Origin of the sequence: Paenibacillus montaniterrae (genome assembly GCF_018403185.1) — a bacterium.
In the GTDB taxonomy this organism is placed as follows: Bacteria; Bacillota; Bacilli; order Paenibacillales; family Paenibacillaceae; genus Pristimantibacillus; species Pristimantibacillus montaniterrae.
Map to the genome: position 1 here is coordinate 908,433 of NZ_BOSE01000001.1, position 18,297 is coordinate 926,729.

An 18,297-nucleotide genomic window follows, 5' to 3' on the forward strand; every position below is an offset into this window, starting at 1 on the left:
CTCCCAATTTTATAAATATCTTGTATGCCTTATTTTATCGCTTATTTAAGCTTATGACCAGCAGAACTAAAGCTTATTTCCATACCGCTAGCTAATGTCTAAAGCTGAAGCTAACGCTTGGATTGCTAGCGCTTACAGTATAGCTTCTGTTTGAGCCCGATTCCCACATGACATGATTGCTCGAATCCTTCTTTATCGCTTTAAACTGGATTGTCTCTCCTACCGGAAGGCTGACCGTAAAGCTCCACGTCGGATAATTCGTCGTAGTGCCCGGACCAACAGCTTGCTGCGGATTCCAGCTGCCCAGCTCAGCGATGTCGCCAACCAGATATATGTTTTGTCCGAGCATAGTCGTCGCATTTTGCACATGGAAGGTGACATTGGCCTCTTCCTCTTGCTCCTCTGGCGCCGTGTAGCTGACGGTTCCATCCTTAATCCATGCGTTGTTAGCGAGCAAATAGCCTGGTTGCTGAGCGGCTGGCGTTTGCTGTCCGTTACTGTTGAAAATTACTCGTGCCCGATCCCAGCCCTTGATCGTATACGAATACCAGCCATTGCCTTGATTCGTCATCGCCGTGCCCGGCCAAGCAGCTCCTTCTTTTACAGGAGCTGTAGAATCATCATAGTAATAAATGTTTGGAGTGCCCCACGCTGCCGGTTTATAATAATGCACCACGATCGCCGCATTCGGGTCAGGTGTTTCCGGTTGCTGCTGCTCGTATAGAACAGCTATTTTTCCGCCGCCAATATTTCCAGTAATTCGGCCGCCTGCTACTGTAAAGCTGCCGCCGCCAGTCGCTTTGTTCGAATAGGTGCCGCTCGCGAGATTGGTTGGCTGGTCAATATAAGCATCGCCGCCAAGATTAATGATCGTTATGCCTTTCGTGCCGCGTTCAACCAGCAGAATTTCATTGCCTTGATTTCTTACATATTCTCCCTCGCCCGCCATTGCATTATGAAATTGGTTTACTGCAACTACATCCGGGTCCTTCCACAAATCATTACCCGCATTTCCCAAACTCGCGGCAAATTTCCCATTGCCCGCAGGACGGTTGAAAAACAGCGAAACCGTTTGCGCTCTTGAAGCGACCATTGCCCAGCCCATTTTAAGCTGCCATTCGTTCATATAGGTAGACTCATTGCTGTCATTGGCATACGTATCATGCGACTCTACCCAGGTCACCAGTCGGGAGGGCGCTACGCCAGCAGCATTAAAATCTTTGGCGAGGTTGACGTTTTTGCTGCTGTTGAAGCCGACTGCATGGCGAATATTGTTGCCATAGTAGGAAGCCGTAACATCCATGTAGTTCGCATACTGCGCAAAAGCGTCGGCTCCACCCTGCAGCACTTCACCATAGATGTACAGATTGGAGCGATTGTTGAGCGAGCCAAGCACATTCGTCCAAAAGTTCGATGCGCCATATGGATCTGATGGCAGCTCAATATGCTTGGCAGCATCAAAGCGAAAGCCGTCTGCACCAAGCGCTATCGCATCGTTCAAAAAGGCGATGATGCTGGTCTGCAGCTGTTGATTCGCTGTATTCAAGTCCGGTAGCCCGATGCCCCACTGCGTCACCTGCCAGCGGTCATTCCAATTGTCGACGCCTCTTGCCTCATGCCAAAAATTAGAATTATTGCGCAGCCACGGATCTACGTTATAGGCAGGCGTGTACTGCAGTGAACCACCTCCTGCATTAGCCGTATGATTGGCTACAACGTCAACTATTATGTTGATGCCGTAACGTTCTGCTTCCTCGCACAGCAGTCTGAACTGCTCTCTTGAGCCTAGCTGCGCATTGCCGATGCTGAAATTAATAGGCTGATACAGCACCCACCAGCTGCTGCCGTTCATTGTATTTTCTTTAGTCCCTTGAATCGGTGAGGTTTGAATCGACTTGTAGCCTGCTGCGGCAATTTCCGGCAAACGGCTTCTGATTGCATCGAACGACCAATTCCACGCATGCAGAATAACGCCTTCATCCGTTTTCGCCGGCAAGCCATAATCGCTGACTGCCGCGGCCTGGGCGTAATTCAACTGTCCGCCATTTACATCAAGCCCGGAATACGCAAACGTTTGCACAAGTAGCACAAAAAATAATAACACCTTACATAACTGCTTTGCCATTTTCTTCATTATCAACTCTCCCTATCATTTGTTATAGCATCGACGACGAGAAAAATATGAAATGTATGCGCATACAAAAATGAGTTGATGTTAATGGCTCTAGCTGCAGCTCATCGTCAACGTTATTATGTCATCACCAATAAACGCTGTCAATCTGAAATTTGCAAAGCATGTTTGCATGCCTAGGGCGTGTCTGAGCGGGCTTTCAGACACGCCCTAAGCAAATAAAAGCCGCTGCCAGCTTCTTGATCCGAATCAAGACCTGACAACGGCGGCATTAATGCTATATTGCCTCCAGCAGCTTTAATATGTTTCTTGCCATCGCATTGGCTTGAGCAAGCAGTGAAGTAGATACCTGCATCATCATTTGTGAACGAATCATAGTGGTCATCTCTTCCGCCATATCTGCATCTCTTATCCGAGATTCTGCTGCGGTTAAATTTTCGATATTGTTCATTACATAATTGTAGCGATGCTCCAGGCGGTTTTGATAAGCACCAAGCTTGGCGCGATCCATCGACACATTGTTTACGGCATCCTTCAACGACTGCAGCGCACCTCGCGCCCCTTCTGCCGTGGAAATATCCAAATCGGCGATGCCGCTCAATGACGCTAGTACATTCGGCATATCCATCACCATAGTATCGCCTGCACCGCTGCCGACCTGCAAGGTTAAGCCATGCTTATTGTTGTCTGGATCAAGTGATTTATCTCCATTCAACAGGGGTATCCCGTTAAAATTAGCTCCGCCAGTAATACTAAAAATTTCTTCGCGCAGCTGATTGAATTCCAGCTGCAGCATCGCCCGCTGCGTATCGTCATACGTACCATTGGCCGCTTGATTGGCCAGCACGTTCATCCGCTGCAGCATCGCGTGAACTTCATTCATTGTCCCTTCCGCCGTTTGCACCAAGGAAATGCCGTCCTGAATATTTCTCGATGCTTGCTTCATTCCGTTGATTTGAAATCTCATTTTTTCCGATATGGCCAGGCCAGCTGGATCATCAGCTGCTCTATTAATGCGATAGCCTGTGGAAAGCCGTTCCATCGATCTGGCAAATGAGGCTTGGTGCATCTGATAGTTTCTCAGTATGTTGCTAGCCATTATATTGGTTTGAATGTACATGGAACTGTTCCCTCCTTCGCTATCTTCAGCTTGAGCTCTGATGGCAGACTTGTCCTGCCCCGCTTAGTGAATTAGTACTATTATACAACAGTTATCATTATTTTTACAGGTTTTAGGTAAATTTTATGACTGCCGATACGGCAAAAAAAAGTGCTCGGATTGAGCACCGAAGCCTAGCTGCTTCAGCTCATGCACCAGCTGCTCAGTCGCCTTTGCATTCGCATGCACAAGCAGCACTTGCTGCGGCTTCAGCTCGCCAAGCATTCGCTGAACATCCGGCAAGCCTTGATGAACCTTATACAGATAGCTGGCAGCCTCGCATTTCATCGCTGCCGGCATAGCCACATCCGCACTGACATGACCAGTGAACAAAATAGCATGTTGAGCGTCGTCCATCAGCAGCTTTCCATAGCTGCTGGCTGGCTCAGCGAGCATCATCGCGTCAGGCGCCAATATAATATGCGGCGGTTCATCTGTGACAAGCTTTTGCCGCTCCTCCGCCGCTGCAACAGTACGCACCTTGCTCAGCGCATGGCGAAGCCTGGCCTGGCTGCCAGTCCGCAGCCATAAAGAAGCATCCTCTGCCTGCAATAACCGCTCCCATTCCTTCACTAGCGAGGCTTCAGCAGCAAGTGGAATATGCGCAAGCTGCTCATTTAGCACGAGCAGCAGGTCAAGACCTCTTCCGTATAGCGGCACAGGCAGCAAAATATGACCGCCGCGCTGATATACCTGATCTATTTTAAGCAGCAGCTCCTGCACTAGCGACTGCTGGCTGGACTGCGCAGCACCGTATGCGGCGTCAACAATCGCAGCCGCAAGCTTTCGGCCTGCGAGCAGTGCTTGGTCAGGCAAAGCAGCCTGCAGCACTGCCGACTCGCTGCTGTAGTCACCAGAATAATAAATGAGCTGGCCCTCCAGCTCCAGCAGCAGCCAAACCGCGCCAGGCAAATGACCGCTCGGCCCCCAGCACATTTTAAGTCCAGGCTTAATGGTCAGCCACTCTCCCTGCTCAGCCTCTTCATCAAGGAAGCGGCAGCTCAGCCGGTCCCAGTCGGAATAAGCATAGGGCAGTGTTTTCCCGTGCTTTTCAACGTAGTTTCGCCAGGCATTGGCGTATTTGAACAGCTGACGATGCGTCTCTCTTGTCAGCCAAATGTCTCCGGCATAGCCATGCTTGAGCAGCAGCGGCAGCGCAGCCATATGATCCTCATGCGCATGCGAGAGAAACACAGCCTGCAGCGCTTGAGCCTGCTCCGGAACGATGCTCGGGTAGAGACCGCCCTGCTCCTTTTTGCCACCGCAATCGAGTAGAACAGAGTGCTCGCCTGCCTGTACGCGATAGCAGGCTCTGCCATGCTCTCCCGCTCCTCCCCAAACGTCTATCTTAACTTGCTCTTGCATAAGCTTCCTCACTTTCTGTCAGCCCCCAGATGATTCATAATAACGAGCACAAGCGTTGTAAAGCCGACAGAGACAACAGCCATGGCCATGCCTAGCGAAACCTCTCCCTGCTCGAATTGGCTAAAGATATACGTAGCCGTTACCTGCATCGAAGGCGGCAGCACCATCAGCGAAGCGACCAGCTCTCTGGCTGATATCGTGAACGTCATCATCCAGCCTGCCAGCACGCCAGGCACTAGTAGAGGGAGCGCAATTCTGCGAAAAATATAAAGCGGCTTGCCGCCAAACACTTTGCCCGCCTGAAGCAAACTGCCGTCTATTTGGCTGGCGGAAGCTTTAATATACTGCACCGAATAAGGCAAATAAAAGACAACATAGGTTAGAACGACCATCGAATACGTGTTATAAATCGGCAGCGGCATCCATGGCGCATTCCAGAACAGAATCAGCCCGACTACGATTACAATGCCTGGTACCGTGTTCGGCAGCAGACTGAGCATATCAAGCCCGCGCTCGGTCCAGCGCTTCATGCTGCCCATTTGCAGCACGAGAAATAAGCCGATAAGCACCGCTACGGTTGCCGCGATGCCAGCAAGACCGAGGCTGTTCATTAACGCCTGCCAGCCCTTGGAGCCTGGCCGCAGCAGCTCGCCGTAATGGGCCAACGTCACATTATGCCAGGCCAGCCCATCTCCTCTAAGCTTTTGCAGCGAGGTCGCAATAATTGAAAAATAAGGGATCGCTATTGATAAAAGCAGCAAGCCGATTGTATAGCCCCAGCCTAAAACAGCCCGCCAGCCGCGCAGCGGCAGGATGCGGGTGCGCATGCCTTTTCCGCCAAGCGTATTGTACTGATAGCGGCGGCTGATTATATTTTGAATATACCAAAACACAAGGCAGGCTCCGAGCAGCACCGAGGCAAGCGAGGTAGCCGTACCAAAATCGATCGGCCAGTTGGACGTATAGCGATGAATTTCACTAGTCAACACATAAAAGCCAATTTGCCGGCCAAAGGTCGCAGGTGTTCCAAATTCTGCGATTGTTTTTACAAAGATCAACAACGCACCCATCGCATAGCTGCCTAGCAGCAATGGAAATACGACTCGACGCAGCATATAAAATACGCCGCCGCCATGTACGCTGCCCGCTTCCTCCAGTGAACCGCCAATCCGCTGCAGCGCATTGCGCAAAATTAAGTAGAGAAACGGAAACAAATGCAGACTCATGATGGCAACCATGCCGAATAAGCTGAAAAAGTGAGGCGTCAGCTTCGCTGCTGCAGGAAATAGCTGCTCTGCAAAGCCGCGGCGCTGCATAAAAAGAATCCAGCCCATCGAGCCAATATACGGCGGTGTCATAAAAGGTATGATCAGCACAACATCGAGCCAGGCATGTCGGCCGATTGTCGTTCTGGCAGATAAAAAGGCCATCGGCAGCGCGAGCAAGGTTGAGCCAAGTACAACCCAAGCTCCGAGCACAATGGAATTCCAAAAGTAAGAGAATAAGCCTGGATTGGACAGTACCTTGAATGGAGCGAGCATATCAAATACACTGTCTGGAAAAAGGCTGTGCAGCAGCACCATAACTAAAGGCACCCCTACTAGCAATATAAGCAGTAGAAATGCCAGCAGCATAAGCCAAGAGGTTGCGGGGAACCGAAGTTCCCCACGATATGATTTGCTCATCGTTTACTTGAACAGCTCCAAAAACTTTGCACTAATTGCTTCGCCTTGCTCGCTCATCCAGTTCCAGTCATAGTCCAGCAGCTTAATATCCTCAGTGTTGGTGCGGTTGTCTGCTTTAATGTCCGCTCTGCCAGGCAGCAGGTAGGCGCCTGTAACAAGCGCTTGTGCTTCATCAGACAGCAAATAATCGATAAACAGACGCGCATTGTCAAGATTCGGAGAAGTTTTCATAATCATCGCCGCACGCGGATTAATAACCGTTCCGCTTGCCGGATACACAATGTCTACAGGCTCGCCTTTCGCCTTGGCGCTATAAGCCATATAGTCGACACCTGCCATTACAATGCTTTTCGCACCAGTAATAACCGGGTCCAATGCTTCTTTGTTTGCACCGGACATCGCTACGCCATTTTCCTTAAGCTGACTGAAGAAGCTCCACTCTTCCTCGCCTTTATCATTCAAGTAGCCTGAAATGAAGTCCAAAGCAGAGCCTGACAAAGAAGGATCTGGAATATTTACCGCACCAGCCCATTTCGGATCAGTAAGATCAGACCAATCAGTCGGCGGCTCGGAAACGAGCTTCGTATTATACGTAATACCTAGAGCAGAAGCGCTATAGCCAAACAAATGATAATCGCTGTCAACCCAGTCCGGCTGAAGCTTGTCCACATTGGCTGCTTCAGGATAACCTTGTGTCCAGCCCTCCTGCTTCATCGCCATCGCAGACGGCCAGGACGCTAAAATAACGATATCTGCTACCGGATTGCTTTTTTCAGCTTCCAGGCGTCCGAGCACCTTGCCTGTCGTTCCATCAAATTGTTCAACAGTAATTCCGTACTTTGCCTCAAAGCCTTCTTTAATTTTGGCAGCCAATCCTTCTGGTCCAGCTGTGTAGACAACAACCTTTCCGGAAGGTGCTGTCGGCGTTTGCTCTTGCGAAGAGTTTCCATTGTTCGCTGCCGGAGTTGCTTCTCCTGCTGCGGCATTGCTTCCGTTTTGATTCCCAATGTTGCTGTTTGAATTGTTTGCTCCGCCACAAGCAGTCAGCAGGCTGCTAAGCAGCAGCAGTACTGCTAACGTCCATTGCCAGGATACAAATTTCATTGGTGTATGATTTACAGTTTTCATCGGTTAATAACCTCCTTGAGTTGGTATTGCTCTTCTTGCTTGACTGATGGGGCTTCGAGATCGCTCGCTGATTCCAACGAGTGAATATGCTGCTTGGCTACCGCTACTTGAACCTGATCGCCAATTGCGATTCGCTCATGATGATAAGCGGTCCAAATGCTGTCGTTGGCAAGCTTGATCGTCACCTCGTAGCGATCTCCCAAATATGAAACACGCGTGACAACTCCAGTGAAAGTACGAGCTTCAGGCTGCGCAGTCCATTGAACATGCTCTGGCCTTACCAGCTGTCTGTCCGCTTCTATCCAATTGGAGCGGCCGACAAAGCGGGCAACAAATGGATGAACAGGCGTATGATAAATGTCCTCTGGCTTGCCGCGCTGAAGCATTTCGCCTTGCCGCATCACAATGATCGTGTCGGACATCGACATCGCTTCCGTCTGGTCATGCGTCACATAGACGGCTGTTACGCCGAGCTCGCGCACCATTTGCACAAGCTCTTCCCTCATCTCATCCCGCAGCAATGCGTCAAGCGCACTTAGCGGCTCATCGAATAAAATTAACCCCGCCTGGGAAGCGATCGACCGTGCGAACGCCACACGCTGCTGCTGTCCGCCAGAAAGCTGATGCGGATACCTTTTTTCAAAGCCTTGCAGACGAACCGCTTCAATCGCTCTGGCTACTTGAGCTGAAGCCTCCTTGCCTCGTCCGCGAGCCTTCAAGCCAAAAGCGACATTCTCATAAACTGTCATATGCGGCCACAAGGCAAAATCTTGAAACACCATGCCCAATTCTCTTTGCTGCGGCGGCATATAAATCCCGCGCTCGGCATCGAAAACGAGCTTATCGCCAATTCGAATCGATCCACGATCAGGCCGTTCCAGACCGGCTATTAATCGCAGCAAAGTCGTTTTGCCGCAGCCGGAAGGTCCCAGCAAGGTTGTAAAGGACCCTGAGCTAATCGTCAGATCGATTGGCTGCAGTGCAGTTGTCCCGTCAAAGGCTTTGCTAACGCCGCGCAATTCCACCTCCATGCGCTTCACTCCTATCTCATATCGTCTTGCTAGGGCGTGTCTGAGAACTCCGAGGACAGCCCATTTTGCCGAATTTTCGTTCCATGCAAGGCGCGTTTGGGAAGGCGTACCGGGCGTACGGCAAGCAAACGGAACGAAGCAGGGGCGAAAAGGCGGTGAAAGGGGCCACTGAGCGGATTTTCAGACACGCCTTAGTACTAGCTTAGACGCCAATCATCAGCGAGATATTTTCATAGTGTTAAATGTATATTAAATAAACTATTAATATCTTTACATCTTCATAGATTTTTTCTATAATCCAAGCATATGGATCGGAGGGTGTGTCCAATGAATTTTATAAAGCTCGATATTATCGTTTTGTTGGATCAGCATAAAAAAATTACGGCAGTAGCAGAAGCACTTGGCGTCAAGCAGCCTACGGTCACCTTTCATATGAAAAGCCTGGAGGAGCAATACGGTGTGCCGCTATTCGAGGTATATGGCGGGAAGTACAAGCTAACACGCGCGGGTAAAGCGCTGCTGCACTATGCGCAAAAAATTCGTTCGCTTGGCCTTGAGGCAGGAAGGGTTATGGCCGAGCAGCGCTCTCCGGAGCGAGGAACCTTTCATATCGGAGCGAGCTACGTGGCAGGAACATATTTGATGCCGAGATGGATTCATCGTTTTCGCGAGACGTACCCGGAGGTCGAAATTAAGCTGACGATTCGCACAGCTCCTGTCATCCGGCAAATGCTGTCCGAGCGGCAAATCGATCTCGGCTTTATTGCCGCGCAGCAAACCGATCATACTGACGGCTTGAAATGCGAGGCGATTTGCGAGGATCGGCTGGTTGTCGCCTTTGCCGCCAATCACCCACTAGCCCAAGCTGTCGCCGCTGAACATAGCATTTCACCTGAGCAAATTGCCGCTTATCCGTTTCTGTTTCATGGCATTGAATCCACTACACGCAAAATGACCGAGCAATGGCTGCAAACCCAGCAAATTCAGCTGCCAAACGGGATGGAGCTGGATTCTCTGGAGACGATTAAACGCACGCTTTTGCTAGGAAACAGCGTCAGCTTTATATCGCATATGGCGATTGAGGAAGAAATCGCTTCGGGCAAATTAGCCTACGCCGCTTTGTCCGGCATAGATGAGCCGCGCATGATCTATGCATGCTACCATCCCGAGCGCTGGATTTCACCACAAATGAGTGCTTTTCTGGAAATTGTAAAGAAGAGCTCACAGCCATAGATAAGTTAATACAGATAGAAGCACCGATGTAAGCAGCATCGCCAGCACAGGCTTCAAAGCCTTGGTGCGCAGCTGCTTTAAGTTTACATTCAGACCAAGTCCCACCATTGCCATTGACAGCAAGAGCGTTGTAACAATTGATATGCCATTCATAATCGTCGGCGGAATAGCGATATCGTCAACAAAGATATAGCTGCCCGCCAGGCTGGCTGCAACAAAGCCTAGCAAAAACGAGGGAAACTCCAGCTTTACATCCTTCCTTTCCGCTCCATCTCGTCGATTTTTTTGCCAAGCCAATAGTAAGAAACAAAACGGGATAAGCAATAATACCCGACTTAATTTGGCGAGCAATGCCGCGGCAAGCGCTTCCTGCCCTGCCGGAGCTGCGGCAAGCGCGACATGAGCAATTTCATGCAAACTGATGCCTGACCATGCCCCATACTCAAGATCGTCCAGCGGAAGCAGCGGTCTCAGCAACGTATAGCCAACTGCAAATATAGTGCCAATTAAAGCAATCATCCCTGCCCCAATAGCTGTCTCTTCATCCTTCGTTCGCAAAATGGGCGAAACAGCAGCAATCGCTGCGGCCCCACAAATGCCAGTACCAATGCCAAGCAGCAACGTAATAGCAGGATCTGTGTTAAACAGCTTGCCTAACAATGTTGTAAGCAAGACTGCAAACACTATGACCAGTGCTGCTTTAAGCAGCAAGCCTGGCCCCTCATTCAGTACAAGATGAATATCCAGCTTCAAGCCGAACAAGATAATGGCTAGTCGAAGTAATGTTTTTGAGCTGAACTGAATGCCTTGACGCAGTGCTTCTGGATACGCGCAAAAATACCGGTATAAGAGAGCTAAAACAATTGAGCAAGCCAATGGCCCAAGCCGATCAAAGCCAGGAAGCAGCGAAGCGGCCCAGCCGATTACTGAAACTGCAAGTGTAAAGCCGATCCCAAGCAATAATGAGTGCTTCTCGGCAAAGCTGCGCTGCTTTTTTGCAGCGTCCCCCCTTGCAGATAATGCCAGAGATGAATCGGTTAAAGCTGAGCTTTTTGTAGATTCTGTTTGAACAGTCATCTTGTACACCCCCATCACGTATGTACCACTAGCATACGGCTCAGCTTGAAATAAGTAAAATATATCGTTATGATTGTAATAATAAGTAATTACTTATAGATTACTAGTGAATATCCTTGGACGGAGGGTATTTCAGTAGCAATTGCTTACGACCGTTTAACGGATAGAGGAGCCGAAATATGACATTAAGACATTTTCAAATTTTTATCGCGGTATGCGATCATTTAAATATGACAGCAGCAGCTAATGCGCTTTTTATGTCTCAGCCTGCTGTTAGCCAAGCAATAGCAGAGCTGGAGCAGCATTACAATGTTCGACTGTTTGAGCGTTTGGCGAGAAAGCTATACCTGACCCATGCTGGAGAAAAGCTGCTCGGATATGCTCGCCATATTTTACGGATGCACAGTGACGCTGAAGCTGAAATGCGTTCTCTTAACCACAACAGTAGGCTTAGAATTGGCGTCAGCGTCACAATCGGCGCATATGTGCTGCCGAAGCTTGTCTCCTCCTTTAAACAATTGCTGCCGAATGTTTCGGTTGAAGTGGTTGAGGATAACACTACATCTATCGAAAAGCTAATAATGGGAGATAAATTAGATCTGGGGCTCGTTGAAGGCGATCTTACATTAGCCGACCTTATAAGCAAGCCCTTTGCCGAGGATACACTGGTGCTCATTTGTGGAAAAACTCATCCGTTCTCAAAACGATTAACGGTTGCTCCGAAAGAGCTTGAGCATGAGGAATTTATTTTGCGGGAACTGGGCAGTGGAACGAGAAATACATTTGAAAGCACAATGGCCGTTCACGACATCACATGGCGGGCTACATGGACCTGCCACAATACTGAAACGATCAAAATGGCAGTAGCCGAAGGACTTGGCGTATCCGTTATTTCTCGCAGTGCTGTAAATAAAGAGCTCGAAGCAGGCATGCTTCATATCGTCGATGTAGAGGGAATAACGTTCAAGCGCCTGTTCAAGCTGGTCCACCACAAAAATAAATTTATATCTAATACAATGGAGCAATTTATTACGTTTTGTATTAAACAGTTTGAAGCTTGATTGCTGCTATGTTGTTGAAAAATAAGTAAGCTTGCACTACAATTTACTGTTTAAAAACAAGTAGACCGCCCCCGGCAAAGGTAACGGTCACTTGTTAGATCAATTCCTTTTATGTTGCAGCCTATCAGTTATTCCTTATCCTTTCACGACACCTTATGCTCAATTCTTAGCTTATCTGCCACCATAGCGATGAATTCGCTATTGGTTGGCTTGGATTTGCTTATGTTGACAGTATAGCCGAATAAGTGGCTGATGCTGTCGATGTTGCCGCGTGTCCAGGCAACCTCGATGGCATGACGAATCGCGCGTTCGACACGGGAAGGTGTCGTTTTGAATTTTTCTGCGATTGCAGGGTATAACGTTTTTGTAATTGCGCCTAAAATTTCAATATTGTTATAGACCATCGTAATGGCTTCGCGTAAGTACTGGTAACCTTTAATATGTGCGGGTACTCCAATTTCATGAATGATGCTTGTTATATTGGCATCAAGATTTTTATGCTTGCCGATCGGAACAACATTCGCTCTGCTCGTAGCCAGACTTGCACTGAATGAAGATGAAGTCGCTGCTGTAGCAGGCACTCCAACCAGCTGTCTGATTCGGTTAGAAAGCATATCCATATCGAATGGCTTCAGCATATAATACGAAGCGCCTAATTGGACAGCACGCTGAGTGATATTCTCTTGGCCAAATGCTGTAAGCATAATTACTTTCGGCATTGGGTTGAGATCCATCTCACGAATTTTTTCCAGTACTCCAAGACCATCAAGATGAGGCATGATGATATCTAGGACAAGTACGTCTGGTAGCTTTCTAGCGTTCTCCAGATGTCTCAGCACTTCTTCACCGTTGTAAGCTACTCCACATACATTCATATCACTTTGACTGGCGAAATACTCCGATAATAAATTAGTAAATTCTCGGTTGTCATCTGCTAACAATACATCGATCTTCTGCAAGATGCTTGCCTCCCTTTAATTAAATATGAATGTCGAGTTGTTCTCTGCTCTTTACAATTTCGACACCAGTACATGATTTCCTTCTGTCGAAAATCTTTTTTCTTTATTTTTTTTCACTTTTTCGCTATAATTAAGATTTTGCTACATAATCCAATTGCTTTCGACAAAGCTTGCCACTCTTCGCTATCCATTGTTGAAATCATTATATGCTTGAGTTTACCTGATCATGCTTAAAAAGTACATAAAGCCGAAAAATTTGATTAACTTCTGCACAAATCATTGCTGCTTTGTAGCGAAATTCATTGCGACAAACAAGAAAATGCTGTCCGAATCCCACTGATACGGATAGCATTTTCTTGTTTATGAGGCTTGTTCAGCCTGCTCTTTATTAGAGTGCAGCAATACTCCAGCATCTTGCAGCATCCATTCGATAAAGCAACCGTACCCTGAAGTTGGATCATTGACGAATACATGAGTAACAGCGCCGATCAATTTGCCGTCTTGAATAATCGGGCTTCCCGACATCCCTTGCACAATGCCGCCGGTTTTGCTGATCAATCGCTCATCCGTTACTTTAATGACCATGCCTTTAGTTGCTGGTGACGACTGTTTAACGACATGAGAAACTTCAATGTCAAAGCTTTCGACTTTCTGTCCATTTACAACCGTTAAAATTTGCGCCGGACCTTCCTTGACATCCTCTGCAAAGGCAACTGGAATAGCTTGCTCAGCATAGCTGTGTGTAGGCATCTCACTCATTTTTCCGAAAATCCCGAACGGTGTATTTCTTTCGATATTGCCTAAAATTTGCTTTTCTTTAACAAAATGAGCCCGCTTCTCGCCAGGATCTCCGTTTTGGCTTTTGTTAATCGACGTAACGCTCGCCTGCAAAATTTCGCCACGACCTACAACTATCGGAGTTCCAGTATCCATATCCGTAATGACATGACCTAACGCACCGTAGACGCCTTGATCTGGAGCATAGAAGGTCAACGTTCCAACACCTGCGGCAGAATCACGAATGTATAAGCCGATTCTCCATTCCTTTTCTTGATTATCAAAGATCGGCTTCAGCTTTGTTGTCATTGTTTTACCATTGCGTACAAATGAGACGGTAAGCGGCTTTTTGTTTGAGCTCAGTTTATCGCACAGCTCGCCGAGCTTCCTGACATTGCTGACCTCCACCTTGTTAATTGCTACAATTAAATCTCCAAGCCTGAGACCAGCTTCTTCGCCAGGCGAAAGCTTAGTTCCATCTTCATTTACTACTTGATGATGTCCAACGACTAAAACGCCTGCTGAATTGACTTTTACTCCAATCGTTTGTCCTCCCGGGACTACTCTTAAATCAGGAACAACATCAACCTTAACCGTTTTGAATGGAATTTTGCCAAACAGCTTTACTTTCATGTGCGTTTGACCAATTTGATAAGAATGTAATGATAACGGTTCTTTCAAACTTACGGATAATGATGACTGTGTTGAACCATTCACTTGCAAACTTTTCGGATCATACGACAGCTCGGCATGCACGGGTACACTAAGCTGTACGTTTTTTGACTGACCAGTAAATAGTCGCAGCTCATTGGGAAAGGCAGCAATTTGCTGCATCGGTGTTGAAACCCCGATTAGACCGACTATTATGACAAGAATTAATCCAAAAATACGTTTAGGTTGCTTTGGGTTCAATCTTTTCACGCTCCTGTCATTGATCGCTTAACGTCTTCGCCAATGGCGTAACATTAAGTTACCCCGAGCAAAAAGATTTATGACCACAAAAACATCCCAAATTTCCTTTATTCAAGCACCTTTCAAGCCAATCGCCAAATCAAGCATCTCTTGAGCATGATGCTTTGTTTTTTCCGTAATTTCCACTCCGCCAAGCATGCGCGCAAGCTCATTTATTCGCTGCTCGCCATATAATTCGGTTACTGATGTATAGGTACGCTCCGCTACAAACTGCTTGCGTATTTCATAATGATGATCGGCCATACACGCCACCTGCGGCAAATGTGTAATCGAGAACACTTGACAACCCTTTGCCAGCTTGGACAGCTTCTCCGCAATAGCTTGAGCAGCCCGGCCGCTTACACCTGTATCAACCTCATCGAACACAAGCACTGGAATTTGGTCAATCGCAGCAAAGATCGTTTTCAAGGCAAGCATAATTCTCGACATTTCCCCGCCCGAAGCAACCTTATGCAACGGCTTTAATGGCTCGCCGGGATTCGTGCTCATCATAAATACCGCTTGATCAATGCCCGTAGCGCTCAATCTGACTGGCGAGCTTTCGCCATGAGGCATTGAAACTAAATCCACTTCAAAATTAGCCGCACCCATTTGCAGCTCCATTAAATGAACCTTGATTTCTTTAGCCAGCCGTTCTGCAACCTCGCGACGCCGACTTGAAAGCTGTTGGGCCAGCTCATAAGCCGCGGCATAGATGTCTGCCTCTCGCTCCTTCAACTCCGCCAGCAACTCATCGCGATTTTCAAGCTTGTCGCGCTCTTCCGTTATTTTAGCCAAATAAGCGTTAATTTCCTCAATGCTTTCTCCATATTTGCGTTTTAAGCCGCGAATCAGATCAAGACGGTCCTCTACATATTGCAGCTGCTCAGGATCGGATTCAATACCGTCGCGATAGCCTCTTAGCTGATACATCACATCCTCAGCCGCATAATACGCTGTTTGCAGCTGCTCCAGCATCGGCGCCAATGCGCTTTCATCATAGCTCACAATATCCGTCAAGCGGCTAATTGCGCGGCTGATTGCATCCAGGCCTTGTCCATCGTTAAGCAAGCCATACGCCTCATTAACCGAGGCGGAGCGCTTCTCTGCATACATCAACATTTTGCGCTGCTCCAACAGTTCCTCATCCTCGCCTGGCTTAAGCTTGGCAGCACTAATCTCTTCAATTTGAAAATGATACAGATCCTGCATCTGCATATTGTGACGCGAAGAGTTCTCCAGCTCATGGAGCTGCGAGCGAACAAGCAGCAGCTGCTCGTACTGCTCATTGTACTGGCGCTTAATATCAAGCAGCTCGGCACCGCCGTACATATCGAGCCACTCCAAATGCTGCTCGCTCTTCAATAGCGACTGATGCTCATGCTGACCATGAATATTTACAAGGCTTTCACCAATTTCACGCAGCATCGTAATCGTCACCAGCTGTCCATTAACTCGGCTGCTGCTCTTTCCAGTAGCAGTCAACTCCCGGCGCACAATCAGCATTTCCGAGCTGTCATGCTGAATGCCGAGGCTTTGCAGGCGCTGCCATACAGGATGATCCCCGGACAAATCAAATAACGCCTCTACCTCAGCCTTATCGCAGCCGTAGCGCACCATATCGGCAGAGCCTCGCCCGCCAACTACAAGGCTTAAAGCATCGATTAATATAGATTTCCCCGCCCCTGTCTCACCAGTTAATACATGAAATCCTTGATGGAAATGAATGTTTGCTTCCTCAATCACTGCCATATTGCGGATAGACAGTTCATGCAGCATTTTCGTTCGCCTCCTTGATCAAACCTTTACATAAATTCAGCTTTATTTCAGCATATCGAGAAAACGCTCTACAACGTTTTTGCTCTGTTCCTTGGAGCGGCAAATAATTAAAATCGTGTCATCACCTGAAATCGTGCCCATAATATCGCTTGTTTCCATGCTGTCAATTAACGCAGCGATTGTATTGGCCGTTCCCGGCAAGCATTTCATAACGACGAGGTTGTCCGTATAGTCTATGCTAGTAAAATGATCCTGCAAAGCGCGCTTTAGCTTGAAGATCGGATTCGTTTTTTGCGTTTCGCCAGGCATGGCGTATTTGTATCCGCCTGAAGCGGAAGGTATTTTGATCAGCATCAATTCCTTAATATCTCGTGAAATCGTTGCCTGTGTAACTTTCATTCCGCTTTGCCTTAGCGCGTCAACCAGCTCATCCTGAGTTTCAATATCGCGCTCTGCAATAATTTCCTTTATCCTGAATTGCCTGATTCCTTTCATATACAAGGCTCCTTATCATCATTTTTCTGCAAGATGGAAGGCAATACGATGAATTTTGCCCTCCTTGTGATTTATGTATAAAATGCCACTCATATCCGGCAGCAGTAAAGCGTACATTAATAAATGCTTCTTCAAATCTGCAGTCGTTAAATCAATTGGCTGGCGTTCTCTTTCTGTTTTCACAATGTATGAACAGCCCTTTTTTTCTGCAACATAATCGATAATGATCGTGGCAGAGCGCTCCAGCACCTCTCCATCCAGCTCAACTACGACCGGTATTTGATGCCGTCCTGAAATGACAGCATAGCCATGCCGTTCAAGCAGATTGACATTGGGATCATTATCTTTAAGCTTCCCACCTCGACCAAGCTTAATTCTTGACATGGTCGATGGCGTATGCAGCCAGCGGTATATAAACCGGTACAGCAAGGCTAGCAAGAAGCAGCCAGCGATAAGCATAATGACTATTTCAACAAGGTTATCCATAAGAGAGTCTCCCCTTTTTTCATAATAGAGAACACTTGTTTGCATCTATAGTGTATCAAATGAGCTGATTAGCTGTAAAGAGAAAAGATGCCTCACGATCTGATCGATTGGCATCTTTGCTGTTCATTATTGTATTACAATCGTTATTTTTGCAGCTTGAAGGTGGCGTTGGCTTCCTGCACAACCTGTTCAATTTGCTCCACTGGAAGCACTTCTGGAGCAGCTTGATTTTCCCAGCTCCAATGCGCCAAAAACTCAATATTTCCTTCTCCGCCCGTTATCGGTGAAAACGTAAGTCCCAGCAGCTTGTAGCCTGTTTCAGCGGCGAAGCCCAGCACCTGCTGCAGCACCTCTTTGTGCACTGCCGGCTCGCGCACGACACCTAGCTTGCCAACCTTTTCCCGTCCAGCTTCAAACTGCGGCTTGATTAGCGCCACAACATGTGCGCCAAGCGGGAGCAAGGTCGATAAATTCGGCAAAATATGCTTTAACGATATAAATGACACATCAATACTTGCGAAGTTAGGGGCAGGACCAGCCAGCTCCTCGAGCTTTAAATAACGAAAATTAGTCCGCTCCATTACATTAACCCGTTCATGCTGGCGCAGCGACCAGTCAAGCTGATTATATCCGACATCAATGGCATACACGTATTTCGCTCCGTGCTGCAAGGCACAATCGGTAAAACCGCCTGTGGAAGCGCCTATGTCAAGCATGACCACATCCTGCATCGCGATGTCAAAGCATTTAATGGCTTTCTCCAGCTTTAATCCCCCGCGACTTACATAAGGATGCAAGGCTCCCTTTACTTTGATCGCAGAAGATCTTGGAACCTTCATGCCTGGCTTGTCGATCGGAACCTCATCGACAAGCACAAGTCCAGCCATTAGCGCTTTCTTCGCTTTTTCGCGGCTGTCAAAATACCCACCCTCAACGAGCAATACATCTATTCGCTCCTTCGGTACTGTTGTCATCATATC

Annotated in this window: 15 protein-coding genes; 2 read left to right on the forward strand and 13 right to left on the reverse strand. The window is 47.8% G+C overall.

Translation table 11 applies throughout. From position 1 onward, the window contains the following. Positions 1-91: 91 nt before the first annotated feature. The 6 genes from KJS52_RS04345 to KJS52_RS04370 form a co-directional block, all read right to left on the reverse strand. Complete coding sequence (locus KJS52_RS04345) at positions 92-2,134, reverse strand: carbohydrate-binding module family 20 domain-containing protein (RefSeq protein WP_246563110.1); 2,043 nt, start codon at positions 2,132-2,134, stop codon at positions 92-94. 274 nt (positions 2,135-2,408) lie between these two features. Continuing rightward, positions 2,409-3,251, reverse strand: coding sequence for a flagellin N-terminal helical domain-containing protein (locus tag KJS52_RS04350; RefSeq protein WP_213513464.1), 843 nt, complete (start codon positions 3,249-3,251; stop codon positions 2,409-2,411). Positions 3,252-3,374: 123 nt separating this feature from the next. Beyond that, positions 3,375-4,655: an MBL fold metallo-hydrolase gene (locus KJS52_RS04355; RefSeq protein WP_213513465.1), complete on the reverse strand. Its 1,281-nt coding sequence runs from the start codon at positions 4,653-4,655 to the stop codon at positions 3,375-3,377. 8 nt (positions 4,656-4,663) lie between these two features. Continuing rightward, on the reverse strand, positions 4,664-6,340 hold the full coding sequence (locus KJS52_RS04360; protein WP_246563112.1) for an ABC transporter permease: 1,677 nt from the start codon (positions 6,338-6,340) through the stop codon (positions 4,664-4,666). A 3-nt stretch (positions 6,341-6,343) separates the two neighbouring features. Further along, positions 6,344-7,468, reverse strand: a complete 1,125-nt coding sequence (locus KJS52_RS04365) for an ABC transporter substrate-binding protein (protein ID WP_213513466.1) — start codon at positions 7,466-7,468, stop codon at positions 6,344-6,346. Beyond that, positions 7,465-8,499: an ABC transporter ATP-binding protein gene (locus tag KJS52_RS04370; RefSeq protein ID WP_213513467.1), complete on the reverse strand. Its 1,035-nt coding sequence runs from the start codon at positions 8,497-8,499 to the stop codon at positions 7,465-7,467. The genes KJS52_RS04365 and KJS52_RS04370 overlap by 4 nt, the downstream gene beginning before the upstream one ends. A 327-nt stretch (positions 8,500-8,826) precedes the next feature. Between KJS52_RS04370 and KJS52_RS04375 the strand changes: the two genes are divergently transcribed. Continuing rightward, the gene (locus tag KJS52_RS04375) at positions 8,827-9,732 is read left to right on the forward strand and encodes a LysR family transcriptional regulator (protein ID WP_213513468.1); all 906 of its coding nucleotides are present in this window, start codon (positions 8,827-8,829) and stop codon (positions 9,730-9,732) included. On the opposite strand, the gene KJS52_RS04380 is transcribed toward KJS52_RS04375, so the two are convergent. Beyond that, positions 9,721-10,809, reverse strand: a complete 1,089-nt coding sequence (locus tag KJS52_RS04380; RefSeq protein ID WP_213513469.1) for a YeiH family protein — start codon at positions 10,807-10,809, stop codon at positions 9,721-9,723. The two genes, KJS52_RS04375 and KJS52_RS04380, sit on opposite strands and share 12 nt — an antisense overlap. A 179-nt stretch (positions 10,810-10,988) precedes the next feature. Between KJS52_RS04380 and KJS52_RS04385 the strand changes: the two genes are divergently transcribed. Continuing rightward, positions 10,989-11,870, forward strand: a complete 882-nt coding sequence (locus KJS52_RS04385) for a LysR family transcriptional regulator (RefSeq protein ID WP_213513470.1) — start codon at positions 10,989-10,991, stop codon at positions 11,868-11,870. Positions 11,871-12,013: 143 nt separating this feature from the next. Here KJS52_RS04385 and spo0A read toward each other — a convergent pair whose 3' ends face one another. From spo0A to KJS52_RS04415, 6 genes are all read right to left on the reverse strand, one after another. Further along, positions 12,014-12,829 carry a sporulation transcription factor Spo0A gene (gene spo0A / locus KJS52_RS04390; RefSeq protein WP_213513471.1) on the reverse strand — a complete coding sequence of 272 codons (816 nt, stop codon included), beginning with the start codon at positions 12,827-12,829 and terminating at the stop codon, positions 12,014-12,016. Between the two features lie 360 nt (positions 12,830-13,189). Continuing rightward, positions 13,190-14,518, reverse strand: a complete 1,329-nt coding sequence (gene spoIVB / locus KJS52_RS04395; protein WP_213513472.1) for a SpoIVB peptidase — start codon at positions 14,516-14,518, stop codon at positions 13,190-13,192. A 111-nt stretch (positions 14,519-14,629) separates the two neighbouring features. After that, positions 14,630-16,336, reverse strand: a complete 1,707-nt coding sequence (recN, locus tag KJS52_RS04400; RefSeq protein WP_213513473.1) for a DNA repair protein RecN — start codon at positions 16,334-16,336, stop codon at positions 14,630-14,632. A 42-nt stretch (positions 16,337-16,378) separates the two neighbouring features. After that, positions 16,379-16,831: a transcriptional regulator AhrC/ArgR gene (gene ahrC / locus KJS52_RS04405; RefSeq protein ID WP_213513474.1), complete on the reverse strand. Its 453-nt coding sequence runs from the start codon at positions 16,829-16,831 to the stop codon at positions 16,379-16,381. Between the two features lie 18 nt (positions 16,832-16,849). After that, the gene (locus KJS52_RS04410) at positions 16,850-17,317 is read right to left on the reverse strand and encodes a hypothetical protein (RefSeq protein ID WP_213513475.1); all 468 of its coding nucleotides are present in this window, start codon (positions 17,315-17,317) and stop codon (positions 16,850-16,852) included. Positions 17,318-17,460: 143 nt separating this feature from the next. Further along, positions 17,461-18,291, reverse strand: coding sequence for a TlyA family RNA methyltransferase (locus KJS52_RS04415; protein ID WP_213513476.1), 831 nt, complete (start codon positions 18,289-18,291; stop codon positions 17,461-17,463). Positions 18,292-18,297: the final 6 nt, after the last annotated feature.